Origin of the sequence: Butyrivibrio sp. XB500-5 (genome assembly GCF_003625505.1) — a bacterium.
Lineage (GTDB): Bacteria > Bacillota > Clostridia > Lachnospirales > Lachnospiraceae > Butyrivibrio.
Genome location: NZ_RAIS01000004.1, coordinates 20,547 through 39,256, shown reverse-complemented (window position 1 = coordinate 39,256; position 18,710 = coordinate 20,547). Strand labels below are relative to the sequence as shown.

The following is an 18,710-nucleotide window of genomic DNA, read 5'->3' as shown; positions in this document are numbered from 1 at the left end:
GGAGAGAGGCACAATGAAAACAAAGAATGTATTGGCGATCATGACGGCATCTGTAATGATGTGCGGGCTATGGGGGTGTGGTTCCGGAACATCGGATACTTCTGCGACAGAGCTTTCTGTTGAAGCTGTTATCGATGCTTCGGAAAGTGATGCAGATAATGCCGACAATGCAGACAAGACCGATGCGGCGGATTCCGCAGACTCTGAAGTTACGGAGGGAGCAGCTACAGAGACATCCGTGGATTTATCTTCTATGACCGATGATGCTTTTGCATATAACGGCAAGAAGATATCAATTCTTGATGATGTAGCTACAACCCTTGCTGCACTAGGAGAACCTGAGCAAAAGAATTCAGGTGCCGGTGATATGAATTATTATGATTACGGTACCCACACAGATACGGTGGACGAAGGCATCCTTTTTGTTACATATACGGACAATGGAAAAGAGTCTGCCGCACAGATTGACTTCAATATTCAGGGCCCGGAAACAGCAAAGGGAATTAGTGTTGGAGACAGTAAGGACGATGTCATTGCTGCATACGGTGAACCAAAGGAAAGTGGCAAACCGATCCTCACATATGAATATGATGGTTTTGAGCTTGGCTTCGTAATAAACGAAAACGATAAGGTCAGCAATGTTAATTACATATCTACGGCTTACAAGGAAAGCGGAAAGTAATATCTAAGAAAAAGTGCTATAAAAGGAAATAAAAAAGAAGTTCAATGTAATTCATACATTGAACTTCCTTTTTATTGTAATAATGATAAGACACCCTGCTTGGATTGGTTGGCCTGAGCAAGCATTGCTTCGCCTGCCTGCTGAAGGACTTCATGATTACGCAGTCTTGTTATCTCGGCGTTCATATCCGTGTCGCGGATTATAGATTCCGAATGCTGAGTGTTTTCCTGAGCATTTGCGGTGTAATTGTACGCATGCTCAAGTCTGTTCTGCGCCGCACCAAAGCCGGATCTTTCAAGTGAGATTTTATCAAGCGCCGCCTTGGTGAGATCGATCGAACCCTGCGAAGCTTCCTGTGTAAGAGTATTTGCGCCGGTCATACCGATAATGGAAAGACTGAGTGCACTCCAATTTATAGGAATCTGCTCTCCCAATACACCGTCGGGGGTTGCCTGTATGATCATTTCTTTTCTCGGAGGAACGATCACAATGTTCATGAAGTCGTATTCATTGACACTATTTCCTCTAAGCGAAGGATTGAAACTTCTTGTGGCGTTTTGGTTAAATGTAAGGTTAAGGCTTACGCTGTCGCCTTTAGCCGCACCGGCTTTATTTATTATATCGTTGTAAGATACATCATATCTGTAATCAAAAGCACTGAGATTGGACTTGCTGTTGTCAACATAGCTTGAGCTTAAACTCAATGTGCCGCTTGTATGAGAAGTGGTGTCACTTGCAAGGGTTGGAGTGGTAGATTCTCCTGCAGGGATCTGGTGAGCACCGTTTTCAATTATGGCGTTACCCTCGTCAACTCGTTGCCTAAGTTCGTCTAGCTCGGCACCTGTGATCAAGCGGTCACTTGAATATGAAAATGTATAGCTTTTTACAGTGTAGTTATATGTTTTGGTCTGAGTATAGTTAGAGCTGATATTACGAGTTTCGCCATCCATTGTGCTGTCTCCCAGAGAACCGCTGAAAGCAACATTATAATCTTCACGCCAGGTATAAGTATCAACCCTTTGCATATTGTCGGTTCTGGTTACAGTCATTTCATTTGATCTAAGATAAACTTTTCCGTCATCTGTTTGGTAATAATAGCTTGTTGGATCCGAATAAGTTGTGTTACTGCTTATGGGTCTTGGAGTTCCCGTACGCAGTTCATGTTCGGTTTCATTAGTCTTGGTGCTGGCCCAACTGATCTCACCGGTAATACTCGAACCGTTTTGATCGAAGTTACGACCGTATGCTCTTTGCAAAACAAAAGCGTTGTAGTTGTTTGCCGAGATGTTTTTATTATTGTTACTGATGCTGAATCCCAATTTGTTTTCGTTTGTAAGAGATGAATTTCCCGGAGTAACACTTCCGCCAAGATTGGTCTCGTTTATGGCGCTTATAACTTCATCTCTACTCGAAACATCGGTAAGCTTAAAGTTATAGTTGATACTCACGTTATCGAGTGTCTTGTTATAGTTGTATTTTGCATCGGAATCAAAAGTTATGCTGCTTGAGTCGTTGGAATCATTTTCAAGACCCCAGTTGGAAATCGGATAATCTGTACTCTCTGCAGGAGTTCTCGGAACAGGGTTGCTTGAAATGTTTTTAAAGCTGCCCCATGAGGTAACTCCTGTTGTTGATGTTTCGGTTGAATCATTCCTATCGGTCCTTCTGACAGAAAGGCCTTCGGTAGTGGCAAGTATCTCATATTTGTCATCCGCAACATTTTTGTTGGCGTTGGTAACAGTAACGCTATTAACACCATTCGGAAGTGTAAAGATTCTTTTTGATGTCGCGGAAGAAGCTGATATGTTCCAGTATGAAGGCTCGGTGATGCTGTTACCGTTGATGCCTTCAATTATTGAAGAAAGATCGTCGCCTTCTTCAACGTCAAAGCTTACTGTGGTTCCGTGATAGTCAAAAGAGTAGGTGCCTGCATCTGTACCGTTTCCGCTTATTCCGAGGCCTGCCCATGTGGCAACGTCTACATTGTTGACTTTTATGCCTGTCTCATCGGCTTTCCACTCGTATTTTCTTACGACTTTATCCAGAGATTCTCCCTCTTTAAGGCTTATATGAACCTTTTCACCGTCCCAAAGATCGAATTCCACAGTCTGATCCTTGGTCGAGTTGCCGTTTCCGTCAAGCTCGAGACCTTTTGCGGCTAGCTCATCAAGATTGTATCTGACATTATTAAAGTCCAGACCTCCGATAGTGCCCGGTGCACTGTAAAAGACCTGGATATCATATGGCTCTTCGTTGGGAGTAACAGAAGGTGCATAGGGCACCTTAAAGATCTTCATTTCATTAAAAGAGGCGGAACCAAAGACTCTTTCAATCTCATTCTTTATCTGCTGAACTTCTTCGTTGACAAATTCTCTGTCCTTGTCGGTAAGAGTACCGTTGGCGCCTTTTACCGATAGCTCATTGATTCTCTGAAGCATGTCATGAACTTCATTGAGATATCCGTCCGCAACCTGAATAAAGCTGATTCCATCCTGGATGTTCAGCATGTTCTGACCCAGTCCGCGAATCTGCCTTCTCATTTTCTCACTGATAGCAAGCCCTGCCGCATCATCCGCTGCACGGTTTATACGATAACCCGACGATAGCTTCTCGGCGGATTTTGCTTTTGTATTTGTTGTAATTCCCAGCTGGCGATGCGCAAACATCGACGCCATGTTGTGCTGTATTATCATACATAACCCTCAAATTTAATCAGTGGATACCTCTATTATATATCGGTTATAGGTGCTCGAAATATTAGAATTTAAATCTGTATATCGAAAAATAGCACAAATATTATCACACTAGCGAAAAGAAACATTAACAAAATTGACAAAAAAATGCAAGAAGGAGCAGATTTATTGTATAATATGCTTGTTAACTAGACTGTAGCAAATTAAACGCTTGTATAAAGGAGGCAAAAAATGGGGAAAATATGCATAGGTATTTGCGATGATCAGTTTGAAATTGTTAATAAGCTCGACGGGTTGGTTCGCGACATCTCGGACAGAAAGATACAAAGAGGCTTTTTATATAGATGCACTGCGATTTATTACAAAGCCTTTTTTGTACGATGAAGTAAGGGAGGCATTAACTTCGGCAGTAGAAGAAAAGCCGGGTGAGGCGGAAATAGAAGCGTATCATGATCGCATAAGCTTTAACCTTATCCCTACAGTAATTTTGCCAAGATACGAAAAATTCACGGATCTGCTGATATAAAGCAGTTAAAGATACGGACTACGGTTATCTGATATTGGATCTTAGGAAGTGTGTGGGAGGAGATTTTGATGATTGTGTCCGCTCCTGCAATCTTTTCCTGAGTAATTGCGAGATTGTATCCGTGCAGAACAAGAGATGCAAGCTGTCTGTGACGGCGTACAATTGGAAAGTGAATTCAAAGAGCGTCGACTCCCTTACGGATTATACTAAGAGGTGCGATGACCATGGGATCTGGAAGCATATATTAAATGAAATAAACTGAAAACTTGAGGTGAAAATAGGAATATGTTTATAATGAAAAGAGTAATAAAAGGAAAGAGGTAACAAAATGGATATTGCAGTTTGGATTGCTATAGGAGTGGCTCTGTTTGTTGCATGCTTTCATGGCAGCGGTAAAGAGTGATCTATGCGCGGGCCAAGCCGGTAAAAAGTAGTAATGGAGATTGAACGGTTATGACCTTTGAACCTCTGGCGGTTGAGCTTGATGAGAACGGAATCTCAGGTTTTATCAAGCGTTACCATTTTAAGACAAGTGAGAAAAAAGATATTGTGATGCTATATAGACAGCTTCACCCGAGAGTGCATGCGAGTTTCCATCATGTGATCGAGGGCGAGACTGTCTATGTTGTCGTTACGCTCGGAGATGCCTTCGACAGCTTTCAGGATTCTCTTTTGCAAAAAGGCGAGATACAGAAGGCGTTTATCGTCGATTGCCTCGGAACGGAGATGCTCTCGCTTGCTTATGAAGAGGTTGATAAAAAGATATTTGAAAAGACCGGACTTTACGTGGGAAGCTATGTCTTTGCGGGCAGCGATAAGATGCCTCTTGAAGAGCTTGCCGCTGTAATGAAAAAGCTTGGGCAAAAGATCGTAAAGTGTAACGAATCTTTTGTACTGGTTCCGAAAAAGAGCGTTGTCTTTTCCGCAAAGCTTCATAAAAAGAGAAGCAGGAAGCATTCAGACTGCGAGAATTGCAGCGCGGTCAGCTGCCCCATGAGAAAGGAACCCGCTGCGAAAAGAGCGGTTTCCAAGGATGATGACAAGAGCGGAAAAGGCCTTATTCACTTGTATACGGGAGAAGGAAAAGGAAAGACCACGGCGGCGATAGGACTTGCCGTTAGGGCAGCAGGCGCTGGAAAGAAGGTTGTCTTTTCTCAGTTTATGAAGGGCAGAAAAACTTCCGAGCTTGTTTCGCTTGAACTTATACCGGGAATTACTGTTGTAAGAAGCGAGAAGGAGCTCGGCTGGCTCAAGCGAGACGATGAAGCGCAGTGCGAGATGTTCCGCGTGGTTCATAACGAGATACTTGATAAGATCGCGGAGCTAATCCAAAACGGCGAGTGCGATGTGCTCATCATGGATGAGATCACATATCCGTTTAACTACGGTGTTATAGATAAAAAGAAGCTTGAAGAATTGATCGACAACAAGCCGGATGACATGGAAATTGTCATGACCGGCAGAAACGCCGACGAGCTCCTTTCAGAAAAGGCGGACTACATTACCTACATGGAAAAAATCCGTCATCCGTACGATAAGGGAATTGATGCAAGGCACGGAATTGAATATTGATGATGCTTTGGCGGACCGATTGCTGTATAACGGCAATTCGGTCTGCTTTTTTATGTGTTGACATTTAAAATAATCGTGTTATAGTTGTAGTAGAACAAATAGAATTAAGTTTCGTCTGTGTGCAAAAAAGGCGGAACAAGCGCATATTCATCTTTTGAGGAGGAAATTATGAATATACAGAAGTTCACACAAAAGTCCATAGAGGCTGTGAGCGGATGCGAGAAGATCGCCGTTGAATACGGCAATCAGGAGATTGAACAAGAGCACCTGCTCTACGCTCTTATGACAATAGAAGATAGCCTTATCTCTAAGCTTGTAGAGAAAATGGGCGTTGATACAGGTTCTTTTTTAACAAGAATCGAGCAAGGAATCGGCAAGAGAACCAAGGTTCAGGGCGGCCAGCCTTACATCGGAGCGCAGCTTAATAAAGCTCTTTTGTCTGCGGAGGATGAGGCCAAGGCACTCGGCGATGCGTACGTTTCCGTGGAGCACCTCTTCCTTGCGCTTATTAAGCATGCCAATAAAGAGGTAAAAGAGATCTTTGCTCAGTTCGGTATCGACAGGAACAGATTCCTTCAGGTGCTTTCCGAGGTCAGAGGTAACAGGAACGTGACGACGGATAACCCCGAGGCTACTTACGATACGCTTTCCAAATACGGAACAGAGCTTGTCGAGAAGGCCAAGAACCAGAAGCTTGATCCCGTTATCGGACGTGATACCGAGATCAGAAACGTTATAAGGATTCTTTCCAGAAAGAGCAAGAACAATCCTGTGCTCATCGGTGAGCCCGGTGTCGGTAAGACCGCGGTTGTTGAGGCACTTGCGCAGAGAATTGCAAGTGGAGACGTGCCTTCTGCTCTTAAGGATAAAAAGATATTTTCACTCGACATGGGCGCTCTCGTAGCGGGAGCCAAGTACAGAGGCGAGTTTGAAGAAAGACTAAAAGCCGTTCTTGAAGACGTAAAAGGTTCGGACGGTGAGATAATTCTTTTCATCGATGAGCTTCATCTGATAGTCGGTGCCGGAAAGACAGACGGCGCAATGGATGCGGGCAACATGCTTAAGCCCATGCTCGCAAGAGGAGAGCTCCACTGCATCGGTGCAACAACGCTCAACGAGTACAGACAGTACATAGAAAAAGACGCAGCGCTTGAGAGACGTTTCCAGCCTGTAATGGTTGATGAACCTACGGTTGAAGATACCATCAGTATCCTTAGAGGTTTAAAAGAAAGATACGAAGTTTTCCACGGCGTTAAGATCATGGACAGTGCGCTTGTAAGTGCAGCGGTTTTGTCAAACAGATATATTTCCGATCGTTTCCTTCCCGATAAGGCGATTGACCTTGTTGATGAGGCGTGCGCGCTTATAAAGACCGAGATGGATTCGATGCCGGCGGAGCTCGATGAGCTCAATCGTAAGATTATGCAGATGCAGATCGAGGAGGCAGCTCTTAAGAAAGAGGACGACAGCCTCAGTAAAGAGAGATTATCCAACCTGCAAAAAGAGCTTGCCAATCTCAAGGAAGACTTTGATACCAGAAAAGCTCAGTGGGAGAACGAGAAGCAGGCGGTTGATAAGCTTGCGGCAATGCGTGAGCAGATAGATACCATAAATTCGGAGATCGCCATCGCGCAGAGAAACGGTGATTATGAGAAAGCCGGAGAGCTTCAGTACGGCAAACTTCCTGCTCTTAAAAAAGAGCTTGAGGAAGCCGAGGAAGCTGCTCACAAGAAAGAAGCCGACACAACTCTTGTTCATGAGCGAGTTTCAGATGAAGAGATCGCGGGTATCATCAGCAGATGGACCGGAATTCCCGTAAATAAGCTTACTGAGAGCGAGAGAAACAAGACGCTTCACCTTGCAGACGAGCTCCACGGAAGAGTTGTGGGTCAGGACGATGCGGTTACAAAAGTATCCGAAGCGATCATGAGATCGAAAGCGGGAATCAAGGATCCGAGAAAACCTATAGGTTCATTCCTGTTCCTCGGACCCACAGGTGTCGGAAAGACAGAGCTTGCAAAGAGCCTTGCACAGTCTCTTTTTGACGATGAGAACAATATTGTCCGTATCGATATGAGTGAGTACATGGAGAAGTACAGCGTATCCCGCCTTATCGGAGCACCTCCCGGATACGTGGGCTATGAGGAGGGCGGACAGCTTACGGAAGCCGTAAGAAGAAAACCTTATGCGGTAGTTCTTTTTGATGAGATTGAAAAGGCACATCCCGATGTCTTCAACATCCTGTTACAGGTGCTTGACGACGGACGTATCACGGATTCTCAGGGAAGAACCGTAGACTTTAAGAACACGATCCTTATCATGACTTCCAATATCGGTGCGCAGTACCTGCTCGACGGAATAAGTAGTGACGGAAGTATCAGCGAGGAAGCCGAGAAAGAGACAATGGAGGATCTTAGAGCACACTTTAGACCCGAGTTCCTCAACAGACTTGATGAGATCATCATGTTCAAGCCTCTTACAAAAGATAACATCGGCGGAATCATCGAGCTTATCATAGATGACCTTAACAAGAGACTTGCGGACAGAGAGATCTCGATAAAGCTTTCACAGGAAGTAAAGGACTACGTTATAGACAACGCGTACGATCCGATCTACGGCGCTAGACCGCTTAAGAGATATATTCAGAAGTATGTAGAGACATTGTCGGCGAGACTTATTCTTGAAGATAAGGTTCAGCCGCACGATACGATAGAGTTCGGCGTGGAGAACGGAGAACTCGTAGCAAAGAGCAGCAGAGCATAAAAAAACGCTCGCGAAATACCGGAAAAACGAAAAATCCCAAGGGCAGCTTATAGAGGGTAAGCTTAAATGCTCTTGGGATTTCCCGTTTTTGGGTTTATGTTGGTTTAAAGTGCTTCGTGTTTAGGTGAAAAGAATTCTCAAACGAATTGATTTCTTTTCTCGTCATACGTAAAACCTGCGTCTGACAACTTTTTTATAATATTCTCAAGCTCCTGTGCGCTTATGTCCATATCGTCGGCAAGCGCATCCAGGCTGCTATACATGTCTCTTAGCTTCATGTTCAGAAAACTGAATAACATGATCGGATCTTCCGGCATCTTTCCACCTCCGGGAGTGTGATAAGCGAACCTCTCCGCCTCTTTTTTTAAATCATAAAATCATTATACCCCAAAACCCAAGATGTTGGGAATGTTTTTTTATTACCACATCATATTGAAACGGCTCATTTTTAAGGTGTATAATAAATGTGAGTTATTGCCTAAAAATAGCAAAGAGAGAATGAAATGCAAGCATCTGTAGATATACACTGTCACATAATGCCGGGAGTTGACGATGGCTCTCGGGATATGGATACAAGTTTAAAGATGCTGGAGATAGCAGCAAGGGAAGGCATCACGGACGTTATTCTTACGCCTCACCATAAGCCACTGCATCACAACGTGAGTGTCGAGCGCAACAAGATCTATACCAAGAGGCTTAATGAAGCGGTAAGGAGCGCCGGCATCGACATCAGATTGTATTCCGGAAATGAAATATATTACAGCGATGAGACACAGAGACAACTCGAAGAAGGAATGATATGTACACTCGCAGATTCAGAGTATGTTCTTGTAGAGTTTCATCCCACCAATCCATACAGAGCTATAAGCAATGCGGTCTATCAGATTCAGGGCGCCGGTTTTATTCCGATAATAGCGCATGTTGAGAGATACAGCGATATAGTGTCACACCCTGCTTATGTGGAAGAGCTTATAAACAAAGGCTGTTATATTCAGGTGAACGCCTTATCCGTTATGGGTAAGTACGGTTTTGGAATAAAGCTTTTTGTAAAAAAACTTCTCAAGAACAGGCTGGTGCATTTTGTCGCTACGGATGCTCATGATACCAAGAGAAGAGCACCGTACATGGCCGATTGCAGATCATATATTCAGAGAAAATACGGCAAGGATTATGCGGACAGGATTTTTTATGAGAACCCTATGAGTGTCATCCGAGGCCGGATAATATAGCTTAGAGCGGCACTGCGTAGGCCTGATGCGCGGCAAGCATGGAGGAGCATGGACAGAAAAGAAGACATAATTGAAATTAATCTTGGCGAGCTTTTGTCTGTCATATTGGGAAGAGCTTTTTTGATCATCAGCGCCGGACTGTTTTTTGCGCTGGCAGGTCTTTTTGTCAGTAAGTTTGTTCTTCACCCCACATATGAATCGACCACCAAGATTTACATATTGAATAAAGAGGAAAATCAGACCGTTACTTATTCGGACGTGCAGATTTCCACGCAGCTCACACAGGACTACGCAGAGCTTATAAAGAGCAGATACGTGCTTGAAGAGGTTGCGCAGAGACTCAATCTCGTGGACATAACCTATGAAGATCTCGCGGACGTTCTTAAAGTCGATACACCTTCGGATACGCGTATCGTTTCGATCACCGCAAGGGACGAGGATCCTTTGATGGCGATGAAGATCGCGAACTGTATCAGAGAAGTTGCGAGTGAGCACATCACCAACGTTATGGATATCGATGCCATCAATGTTGCGGAGACTGCTAACGTTCCGACCAAGAAGGCAAGTCCCAGAGTCGGAAGATGGACTGTTATCTCGGGATTTTTGGGCGCGGTCATTGTTGCGTTCTTTGTTGTGCTCGGATACCTTCTCGACGATACGATCAAGAGTTCCGATGATGTCGAGAGATACTTGGGACTCAGCACTATAGGCCTTATCCCGCTTTCTCTTGAAGAGCAGGGAAAAAAGAAATCTAAGAAAAAGTAAATTTGTTGGGTAAACAGAAACGGAGATTCTATGCAGAGCGCGAAGCTTCATTTCAGTCAGGCGGAAAATAATTATCAGGTAAAAGAAGCATATAAGACCCTTCGCAGTAACGTTGAGTTCAGCGGACAGAACGTACGGGTTATCTCGGTCACGAGCTGTACTCCGGGTGAAGGAAAGACTACGGTTGCCATGGCTCTTGCGAGAGCTTTTGCAGAGGCTGGCAAAAAGACGATACTTGTCGACGCCGATATGCGTAAGTCAGTTCTTGTCGGACGTTACAAGACAGGCTCCGTAAGGCTTGGACTTACACATTGCCTTGTGGGAAGAGAGAGACTCTCCAGCGTTATCTGCGAGACCGACACACCCAATCTTTATGTAATATTCAGCGGACCTGTTCCTCCCAACCCCAGTGAGCTTTTGGGTGGCAGGATCTTCAGTAAGGTCCTTGAGAATATGAAGCAGGTATTTGATTATGTGATCATAGATACGCCTCCTCTCGGAAGCGTTATTGACGCGGCCGTTGTTGCCAAGCAGTGCGACGGCACGATCATGGTCGTTGAGAACAATGCTATCAGCTACAGATTCGCTCAGAGAGTCAAGGATCAGCTTGATAAAGCGGGAGCCAAGATGCTGGGCGTTGTGCTTAATAAGGTCGATCTTAACGGTAAAGGTTATTACGGTCACTACGGACATTATTACGGCAAGTACTATGGTAAATATTACGGCAAGTATTATGGCAACGGCGGTGACAGTGACAGTAGTTCAATGACAAGACCCAAGGCATCGGAACCCGATATCGGACTTGACGATGATGATCTTGATGAGCTTAATTACCTCGCAGGAGTTACGAGGAAAGACTGATTTGGAGGAGACAAGTGAGAGGAAATATTCTCGGAATATTTTTTACAATATTAAGCGGGGTTCTTGCGGCGCTTATCGTTATCGCTTACGGAAGAAGCGACAGAATTGCGCCTGAGTTTAGATTTTCCGCGGTTGGTTTTGTTTATGATTCCAAGACAACAGACAAGGATCTGATACAGGGTGTCAACGCCTATGATTCCAAGGACGGAGATATGACTAACAGGATCGTTGTTGAAAAGGTTGTTCTTAACAGAGACGCGGAGACAGCGGTTGTTTACTATGCGGTAGCGGACTTTAGCGGCAATGTTGCCAAACAGTCACGTGTTTTTCCCGCAGATATCAGAGATATAGATTTTAACGGAGATTCATCTGAGACTATGGAGGATCCTCTTTTTCCCAATATGGTCCCGGACGGAACAAAAGGAGAAGGAGCTGTTGAAGGCGCGAGTGCAGAGGGCGCCTCTACAGGTGATCAGGAGCAGTAAATGAGGGGAAAAGGAAAAGTCTTTCTCATTATCTGGGCAGTGTTCATGACGTTTGTTGCGGGTGGACTTGTCGGATTTGAGATAATGAGAGTAATGGGAAAAGCAAATCTGGGTTCCAAATCGGCCACATCGGCACCGATGATGGGACAGCAGGATCCCTATGTTGTTTCGAACGCAAACGCGGAATGGCAGGATGACTGGATCACATATAACGGTGATGTATATGATTACAATGAAGATATAATTACTTTTTTAATAATGGGAATAGACAAAGATGATGAAGTTGTCTCGAAGGTATCTGAGGGAGGCGAAGGAGGACAGGCAGATGCGCTGTTTCTTCTTGTTCTCAACCCGCACACTCAGAAGATAAGCATTATAGGCATCAACAGAAATACAATGACCGATGTGGATGTTTATGATGAATACGGAAGATATCAGACTACGGTAGAAGCACAGGTTTGTCTGCAACACGGTTTCGGTGACGGAATGGAAGAATCCTGTGAATATCAGGTGAAGGCGGTGTCCAGTCTTTTTTACCAGCTCCCGATTCACGGCTATGCTGCTATAAATATGAGCGCGATTCCTACGATAAACGATCAGGTTGGCGGAGTTGATGTTGTTGTTCTCGAGGACCTCACAAAGTTTGATAAGACACTGAAAAAGGGCGCTGAAGTTCATCTTGAGGGAAAGACGGCATATCATTACATAAAGAGCAGAGATATACACATATCGGGCTCAAACAGCTCAAGGCTTGAAAGGCAGAAACAGTATATAAATGCTTTTATAAATGCTGCCAGAATTAAGTGCAGTGAAAATAATAATGCTGCAGTGGAACTTTTTACGGCGATCGGAAGTAAGATGGTAACGAATATATCCGCTGATGAGATTTCATATCTTGCTCCGTATCTCGTATCGTATACGTTTAATGCGGATGACATCATATCAATTGACGGTGAAACTTCCAGGGATGGCAAGTATGAGGAGTTTAGAGTTGATGATGCCAGCCTCTATGAGACTATAATAGATGTTTTTTATGAAAAAATTGATCAAGCAGGCTAATGAAATGTATACGAAAAGACGATATAGAATAATAGAGATGATAGCCGTAAAAGGATTCTTTTTACCGCTGATGATAGTTTTTCTTATCGGATGTTCACGGAAGGATACAGATGCCGGACGTAACACCGCTTATGAAAAAAGTACTCTTCCGACGGAGCAGAAAACCGGATTTGAAGACATCAAGAGCTTAAATGAGGATGCTTTTGCATGGCTGTACATTCCGGGGACGGATATAAATTGTCCCATTCTTCAGGATTCTGAAGGTGATGATTCTTTTTACAAAAGTCATAACGAGTACAAAGAGCCTGATGAAAACGGGGCGATTCATATCGAGGCTGCAAATCTTAATGACATGTGTGATTTTAATGAAGTCATTTACGGATCATCGCCTAAGGATGGAACCGGATTTGCGCAGCTCAATAATTTTTTGGATAAAGAATATTTTGATGAGCACGAGTATGTACATGTATATATGGAGGATAACTCCCTTATATATTATATAATTGCCGCTTATACCCGTGATGATACAAAGCTTCTTGCACAGTATGATTTCACATATGCTTCCGGATGTATGGAGTTTATCAATGAGATCTACAGAAAAGGAGATGACTCTAAGATTATCAGGGATGGCTGCGAGACGGGGCTTAAACCCGAACATTTCCTTATTACGCTTACTACGGACAGCACCGATGAACCGGGAAAGCAGATGGTGGTTATCGGATGTCTGATGGGGGACGTAGCCGGGAAAATTGACAGAGAAGTTGATTACGGAGATGAAGACGACATTAATATTCAGGCTGAATAGTAACACAAGGATAATGTTGTTTAGATAAAAGAACGGAGGCAAAAAATTATGAAAAAGATTCTGGCGCTAACAGTTGCAGGTACACTTATGGTGACGAGTTCCGTATGTGTTTTTGCTGCAGAGGATACTACCGGTGAGAATACAGTTACGGAGGCTAATTCTGACGTGGATCCCAGCCCGGATATAAAGGGGTTAGAAGAAAAGCTCAAAAAGCAAGAAGAACAGGCTCAGGCTGATAGGGAAAAGGCTGAAAAGGACAAAGCCGAACTAAATCAGAAGATAGGTGAGCTTAAATCAGTGCAAGAGGAACTTAGTAAGAAACTTACCACTCTCGCAAATGATAATAAAGAACTCGAACAGAAGAAAGCACAACTGACAAAGCAGCTTGAATCAACAAATAAGAGTCTCGACGCTGCTGTTAAAGCAAAGAATAAATACGAAGAAAAATATAATAATGCGACAGCCGCTCCCAAGAGAAGAGAGACTCCTTCAAGAGAGCAGGTGCTTAGCAAAAATAACGCAGTCGGTGACGGAAACGGCGGATACATCGCTCAGGGCGGACATGTTCAGATCAACGGCGGAAAGAGCAATGTTACATTTACACTTTCAGCTCCCACAGCAGGTGTTCTGAGTTCTGCAAACAAGTATGCAAACAGTATTGGCGGAACACTTCTTCACTGTGTAACAACAAGCTCACCCGGAGTTTCGTTTAAGACAGCGGTAGTAAATTTCACTGTTACCGGCGTAAGTGCAAACGACTCAATTGCAGTATACCAGCTTCAGGGCAAGAATTGGGTTCAGGTAATGGTTACATCCATTACAGATAACCACGTAACCGTAAACCTTACTCAGCACGGACCTCTCGCTTTCGTAAGAGTTGCAGCGGTTGCAACTGCAACACATTGAGATTAATAATTGAAAGCCACGCCAAAAGGCGTGGCTTTTTCAATGTATACGCACAGTTCTGTGGTTTTATGTTATAATAGCGTTGCTGTGTACATGAATGAAGTGTACGAGGCAGCGAGGAGAATACAATGAGCTGGGAAGATAACGTCAGGAAGGTTGTTCCGTATACACCGGGTGAGCAGCCCAAAGTTAAGAATATAATCAAGATCAATACCAACGAGAATCCCTATCCGCCTGCTCCTGCAGTGCAGGAAGCGCTTAAGAACATGGATGTGGATCAGTTCAGAAAGTATCCGGATCCAACATGTGACGTGTTGGTTGAGGCACTTGCGGATTTCTACAAAGTTGATAAAGAGAAGATTTTCGTGGGAGTAGGTTCCGACGATGTATTATCAATGGCTGTCCTTACATTCTTCAATTCGGATAAGCCGATTCTTTTCCCTGACATCACCTATTCATTTTATGATGTGTGGGCGGACCTTTACAGGATACCTTACAAGCAGATTCCGCTTATGGATGACTTCTCTGTAAGGACTTCGGATTACTTCGTTCCAAACGGCGGAATAATTCTTGCCAATCCCAATGCGCCTACGGGAGCTCAGCTTCCTCTTGACGCAGTGGAAGAGGTTATTAAGAAGAATCCCGATGTTGTTGTTATCGTAGATGAAGCTTACACCGATTTCGGCGGACAGTCAGTGCTTCCTCTTATTGATAAATATGATAACCTGCTCGTTGTTCAGACTTTCTCCAAGTCACGTTCCATGGCAGGTATGAGAATAGGCTATGCCTTTGGTTGCAAGAAGATTATCAAGTACCTTTTGGATGCCAAGTTCTCTTTTAACTCATACACAATGAATATGCCCGCTCTTGAGCTCGGCGCTCTTGCGGTCAAGGATAAGGCTTATTTTGAAAAGACTGTCAACATGATTATTGACACGAGAGAAAGAATTAAGGTACAGCTTCGTGAGCTTGGATTTGAGTTTGCGGATTCCAAGACCAACTTCATCTTTGCAAAGCACAAAGAGAAGTCAGGCAAAGAGATCTTTGATTTCCTCAGGGAGAACAATATTCTTGTAAGAAGATGGGATGCGCCCAGGATCAATGATCATCTTAGAATTTCGATCGGTACGGACGAGGAGATGGATATTCTTATATCCAAGTTAAAAGAGTTTTTGAATAAGTGATTTAAGGAGTTATATAGGTTATGTTGAATTATCTAATTGTTTTTTTATGTTCAATGGTTCCTCTTGTAGAGCTTAGAGGTGCGATTCCGATTGCGCACAAAATAAGTTTGGATGACCCGTCATTCAATATTTATCTTGCATATCTTATTATTGCTATCGGTAATATGATCCCTGTTCCTTTTATCTTTTTCTTTGCAAGAAAGGTTCTTGAATGGGGAAAAGACAAGCCCATCATAGGAGGATTCTTTAGATTCTGCCTTGAAAAAGGAGAGAAGGGTGGACAGAAGCTTACTGCAAAGGCAGGAAGAGGATTATTCCTTGCACTTCTTCTCTTTGTAGGAATCCCTCTTCCCGGAACAGGTGCATGGACAGGTACTCTTGCAGCCAGTATTCTTGATATGGATTTTAAGTCAAGTGTATTTGCTGTTATCCTTGGAGTAGCGCTTGCAGGAATAATAGTGACTGTGGCAAGTCTTTTGGGAGTAAGCATTTTAACCTGATGATCATGTATTATCGTAATGCTTATGAGCAATTTGTTCTGAGCAGTTATTGAAAGGCAAGAGATATGGATGCATATAGCGATTTCGCCGATGTATACGACACATTCATGGATGAAACCCCATACGAAGTATGGGGTGATTTTGTCGTGGAATTGATGAATAAGTACGGTGTGACAAAGCCTACGAAAAATGCGGGCAAAGACACAGGATCCGGTGCCGGCGACGAAGCATACAACACTGAGGAGAACACCGAAGAGGCGCTCGAAGAAGAGAAGAATCTCATTGCGGAACTCGGCTGCGGAACAGGCTCTTTTACCATTAATATGGCGAAGCGCGGCTATGATATAATCGGTATAGATATGTCTTCCGATATGCTTGATATTGCAAGGAAGAAAACTCAGGCGGAAGGGCTTGATATCATGTACCTTGAACAGGACATGAGAGAGCTTGATCTTTACTGCACCGCGGGCACGATCTTAAGTGTGTGCGACAGCATCAATTATCTTCTTGCGGATGATGATGTTATAGAGACATTTAAACTCGTTAATAATTTTCTTTTTCCTAAAGGAGTTTTTATCTTTGATTTCAACACGCTCCACAAATACAGAGATGTTATCGGAGATGTGACGATAGCGGAGAACCGCGAGGATTGCAGCTTTATCTGGGATAATTATTATCACGATAAAGCGCATATCAACGAATATGATCTTACGATATTTGCAAAGTGCGGCGAGGGAGATGTGTTCAAACGATCCGTTGAAACGCATTATCAAAGGGGATACACGCTCGATGAGATGATCTCTTTTGTTGAAAGAGCGGGGCTTATGTTTATTACAGCTATCGACGCGGACACGCATGAAGCTCCGACGGATGAGAGCGAGAGAATATACATTGTTGCCGGAGAGTGTGGCAAACAGCTTTAAACATAAATATATGAGGGACAATACATGGTAATTGTGATACTCAGCTACATATACATTTTTATGATATGTCTTTTTGCGGGAGTAACGGTAAGAGAAGCTCTTTCGAAATTTATTCCCGTTCCTAAGACGGAGAAGATCGGCATCACCGGTATTATAGTTTCGGGACTTGTCGCTCTCACCGTGTATGCTGAGTTTTTCAGTATCTTTTATAAGATCGGAGCAATCTGCCACATCATCATGCTCATGATATTGTCACTCGGTGCGTACAAGTACCGCAGACAGATCGGCAAGATTCTTATATCGATCAGAAAGAGATTCTATTCAAAAGAAGGCTTCGTGTGCCTCATTATTGTGCTTTTATCCGCATACTTTGCGTCGCGCGGACAGTTCCATAAGGACACACAGATCTATCACGCCCAGGCTATCCGTATACTTGAAGAGTACGGAGTCTTGAAAGGCCTTGGCAATTTCCAGTTACATTTTGCATACAACAGTTCATATCTTCCGCTCTGCGCACTGTTTACGCTGAGCTTTGTTTTGCCGTTTGCGCTTCATACGATGACGGGCTTTTTTATGACTCTTTTCACTTGCTATGCCGGATGCGGGCTTATGAAAAAAACATCGAAAGACAGTCACATCGGTGACATGGCAAGACTTTCTATTATTATTTACAGCATAACCTCGCTTGAATATTTACAATCGCCCGCGACGGATTACGGAACGATGTACATGGTGCTCTATATCATGTGTGCTTGGATAACTCATTCGGTCGAGAAGGCGGACGATTCCGATGATATTTCCGTATACGGATACCTTTCGGTTCTTTCAATCTTTACCGTCAGCATGAAGCTTTCGGCGGCAGCTATTGTGGTGCTTGCGGTCGTTCCGTTTATTCTTTTGGTAAAAAAGAAAGCGACAAAAGAAATATGGTCTTATATAACGATAGGTTTTTTTGCATTCCTCCCGTATCTGATCAGAAACGTGATAATCTCGGGATGGCTCTTTTACCCTGTTGAAGCTATCGATTTCTTTAAGGTTATTTGGAAAATTCCGGCTGAGTATATGAGACATGATTCCGCGCAGATCAAGGTTTGGGGAAGGTGTCTTCAGGATGAGCCCGGAGATATGTTTGAGAAGCTGAGCTACGGTCTTTCAACATGGGTACCCATATGGTGGGATAGGCAGCAGTTTTTTGAAAAGCTTCTTATTCTCTTTCAGGTCGTGGGAGCGGGCGCTGTATTTATCAATCTGATCGTTGTTTTATTAAAAAAGAAAAAGTTTCGCGCCGACGTTTCGATATTTTATATTACCGTGCTTATAAATATAGCGATGTGGTTTTTTACCGCGCCGTTTATCAGATACGGACTTGCGTTTCTCATGCTGCTTCCGCTGTGCGCATGCATGAATCTGGCCGAGAATATTTTCAGGGGAAAAGCCTTTCTTAGATTTGGTTTTGCTTTGATAGCGATCATTTGTTTCGGAAATTGGACGGTGCACTATCTTAAAGTTGACGCCGCTCGATTTACGGATCATTTGAAAGATAATTACTACGTAGTGCCGATACCTTTTGAAGACGATGATACAGATGAAGTTGAGATGAACGGAGTGATAGTATATAATTCCGCGCATGAAGATGACGGAGTAAACAGCTACTACCATTGTCCGAGTTCATGCTACATGGATATGATAAACAGAACAGAGCTCATAGGAGAAACAATAGAAGAGGGCTTTAAAGCGAAGTGATTCGCTTTAAAGCC

The 18,710-nt window shown here is 43.6% G+C and carries 17 protein-coding genes and 1 pseudogene; 16 read left to right on the top strand and 2 right to left on the bottom strand.

The window, feature by feature from the left end; genetic code table 11:
- The first annotated feature begins 13 nt into the window (after positions 1-13).
- Positions 14-682, top strand: a complete 669-nt coding sequence (locus D6856_RS08185) for a hypothetical protein (protein ID WP_120686498.1) — start codon at positions 14-16, stop codon at positions 680-682.
- Positions 683-753: 71 nt separating this feature from the next.
- Here the strand turns inward: D6856_RS08185 and D6856_RS08180 are convergent, their stop codons facing one another.
- Complete coding sequence (locus tag D6856_RS08180) at positions 754-3,375, bottom strand: flagellin N-terminal helical domain-containing protein (RefSeq protein ID WP_120686497.1); 2,622 nt, start codon at positions 3,373-3,375, stop codon at positions 754-756.
- A 231-nt stretch (positions 3,376-3,606) separates the two neighbouring features.
- Here D6856_RS08180 and D6856_RS15175 point away from each other — a divergent pair, with 231 nt between their 5' ends.
- From D6856_RS15175 to clpB, 4 genes and pseudogenes are all read left to right on the top strand, one after another.
- A complete protein-coding gene (locus D6856_RS15175; protein ID WP_158588877.1) occupies positions 3,607-3,759 on the top strand; it encodes a hypothetical protein in 153 nt (50 codons plus the stop codon).
- A 152-nt stretch (positions 3,760-3,911) separates the two neighbouring features.
- Positions 3,912-4,163 (top strand): annotated as a pseudogene (locus tag D6856_RS15550) (S41 family peptidase); the annotation flags it as partial.
- Positions 4,164-4,354: 191 nt separating this feature from the next.
- Positions 4,355-5,473: a cob(I)yrinic acid a,c-diamide adenosyltransferase gene (locus tag D6856_RS15375; RefSeq protein WP_243114057.1), complete on the top strand. Its 1,119-nt coding sequence runs from the start codon at positions 4,355-4,357 to the stop codon at positions 5,471-5,473.
- A gap of 168 nt (positions 5,474-5,641) precedes the next feature.
- Positions 5,642-8,236, top strand: coding sequence for an ATP-dependent chaperone ClpB (clpB, locus tag D6856_RS08160; RefSeq protein ID WP_120686494.1), 2,595 nt, complete (start codon positions 5,642-5,644; stop codon positions 8,234-8,236).
- 137 nt (positions 8,237-8,373) lie between these two features.
- On the opposite strand, the gene D6856_RS08155 is transcribed toward clpB, so the two are convergent.
- Entirely contained in the window at positions 8,374-8,553 is a 180-nt protein-coding gene (locus tag D6856_RS08155; RefSeq protein WP_092243896.1) for a DUF4250 domain-containing protein, read from the bottom strand.
- 186 nt (positions 8,554-8,739) lie between these two features.
- Here D6856_RS08155 and D6856_RS08150 point away from each other — a divergent pair, with 186 nt between their 5' ends.
- From D6856_RS08150 to D6856_RS08100, 11 genes are all read left to right on the top strand, one after another.
- Positions 8,740-9,465, top strand: a complete 726-nt coding sequence (locus D6856_RS08150) for a CpsB/CapC family capsule biosynthesis tyrosine phosphatase (RefSeq protein ID WP_092243893.1) — start codon at positions 8,740-8,742, stop codon at positions 9,463-9,465.
- A 48-nt stretch (positions 9,466-9,513) separates the two neighbouring features.
- A complete protein-coding gene (locus D6856_RS08145) occupies positions 9,514-10,230 on the top strand; it encodes a YveK family protein (RefSeq protein WP_092243890.1) in 717 nt (238 codons plus the stop codon).
- 30 nt (positions 10,231-10,260) lie between these two features.
- Positions 10,261-11,091 (top strand): polysaccharide biosynthesis tyrosine autokinase, encoded by an 831-nt coding sequence (locus D6856_RS08140; protein ID WP_120686493.1) that lies wholly within the window; start codon positions 10,261-10,263, stop codon positions 11,089-11,091.
- Between the two features lie 14 nt (positions 11,092-11,105).
- Positions 11,106-11,576: a hypothetical protein gene (locus D6856_RS08135; RefSeq protein WP_120686492.1), complete on the top strand. Its 471-nt coding sequence runs from the start codon at positions 11,106-11,108 to the stop codon at positions 11,574-11,576.
- Positions 11,577-12,635 carry an LCP family protein gene (locus D6856_RS08130; RefSeq protein ID WP_120686491.1) on the top strand — a complete coding sequence of 353 codons (1,059 nt, stop codon included), beginning with the start codon at positions 11,577-11,579 and terminating at the stop codon, positions 12,633-12,635.
- A complete protein-coding gene (locus tag D6856_RS08125; protein ID WP_158588874.1) occupies positions 12,610-13,440 on the top strand; it encodes a class B sortase in 831 nt (276 codons plus the stop codon). The genes D6856_RS08130 and D6856_RS08125 overlap by 26 nt, the downstream gene beginning before the upstream one ends.
- A gap of 48 nt (positions 13,441-13,488) precedes the next feature.
- Positions 13,489-14,346, top strand: coding sequence for a coiled-coil domain-containing protein (locus tag D6856_RS08120; RefSeq protein ID WP_120686489.1), 858 nt, complete (start codon positions 13,489-13,491; stop codon positions 14,344-14,346).
- Between the two features lie 128 nt (positions 14,347-14,474).
- The gene (hisC, locus tag D6856_RS08115; protein ID WP_120686488.1) at positions 14,475-15,530 is read left to right on the top strand and encodes a histidinol-phosphate transaminase; all 1,056 of its coding nucleotides are present in this window, start codon (positions 14,475-14,477) and stop codon (positions 15,528-15,530) included.
- A 20-nt stretch (positions 15,531-15,550) separates the two neighbouring features.
- Positions 15,551-16,030 carry a COG2426 family protein gene (locus D6856_RS08110; RefSeq protein WP_120686487.1) on the top strand — a complete coding sequence of 160 codons (480 nt, stop codon included), beginning with the start codon at positions 15,551-15,553 and terminating at the stop codon, positions 16,028-16,030.
- A gap of 65 nt (positions 16,031-16,095) precedes the next feature.
- Positions 16,096-16,953 carry a class I SAM-dependent DNA methyltransferase gene (locus D6856_RS08105; protein WP_120686486.1) on the top strand — a complete coding sequence of 286 codons (858 nt, stop codon included), beginning with the start codon at positions 16,096-16,098 and terminating at the stop codon, positions 16,951-16,953.
- A gap of 24 nt (positions 16,954-16,977) precedes the next feature.
- Entirely contained in the window at positions 16,978-18,696 is a 1,719-nt protein-coding gene (locus D6856_RS08100; protein ID WP_120686485.1) for an LIC_10190 family membrane protein, read from the top strand.
- The last annotated feature ends 14 nt before the right edge of the window (positions 18,697-18,710 follow it).

Coding starts and splice junctions, on each gene's coding strand:
- D6856_RS08185 (WP_120686498.1), top strand. CDS start 14: ATGAAAACAAAGAATGTATTGGCGATCATGACGGCATCTGTAATGATG.
- D6856_RS08180 (WP_120686497.1), bottom strand. CDS start 3,375: ATGATAATACAGCACAACATGGCGTCGATGTTTGCGCATCGCCAGCTG.
- D6856_RS15175 (WP_158588877.1), top strand. CDS start 3,607: ATGGGGAAAATATGCATAGGTATTTGCGATGATCAGTTTGAAATTGTT.
- D6856_RS15375 (WP_243114057.1), top strand. CDS start 4,355: ATGACCTTTGAACCTCTGGCGGTTGAGCTTGATGAGAACGGAATCTCA.
- clpB (WP_120686494.1), top strand. CDS start 5,642: ATGAATATACAGAAGTTCACACAAAAGTCCATAGAGGCTGTGAGCGGA.
- D6856_RS08155 (WP_092243896.1), bottom strand. CDS start 8,553: ATGCCGGAAGATCCGATCATGTTATTCAGTTTTCTGAACATGAAGCTA.
- D6856_RS08150 (WP_092243893.1), top strand. CDS start 8,740: ATGCAAGCATCTGTAGATATACACTGTCACATAATGCCGGGAGTTGAC.
- D6856_RS08145 (WP_092243890.1), top strand. CDS start 9,514: ATGGACAGAAAAGAAGACATAATTGAAATTAATCTTGGCGAGCTTTTG.
- D6856_RS08140 (WP_120686493.1), top strand. CDS start 10,261: ATGCAGAGCGCGAAGCTTCATTTCAGTCAGGCGGAAAATAATTATCAG.
- D6856_RS08130 (WP_120686491.1), top strand. CDS start 11,577: ATGAGGGGAAAAGGAAAAGTCTTTCTCATTATCTGGGCAGTGTTCATG.
- D6856_RS08125 (WP_158588874.1), top strand. CDS start 12,610: ATGAAAAAATTGATCAAGCAGGCTAATGAAATGTATACGAAAAGACGA.
- D6856_RS08120 (WP_120686489.1), top strand. CDS start 13,489: ATGAAAAAGATTCTGGCGCTAACAGTTGCAGGTACACTTATGGTGACG.
- hisC (WP_120686488.1), top strand. CDS start 14,475: ATGAGCTGGGAAGATAACGTCAGGAAGGTTGTTCCGTATACACCGGGT.
- D6856_RS08110 (WP_120686487.1), top strand. CDS start 15,551: ATGTTGAATTATCTAATTGTTTTTTTATGTTCAATGGTTCCTCTTGTA.
- D6856_RS08105 (WP_120686486.1), top strand. CDS start 16,096: ATGGATGCATATAGCGATTTCGCCGATGTATACGACACATTCATGGAT.
- D6856_RS08100 (WP_120686485.1), top strand. CDS start 16,978: ATGGTAATTGTGATACTCAGCTACATATACATTTTTATGATATGTCTT.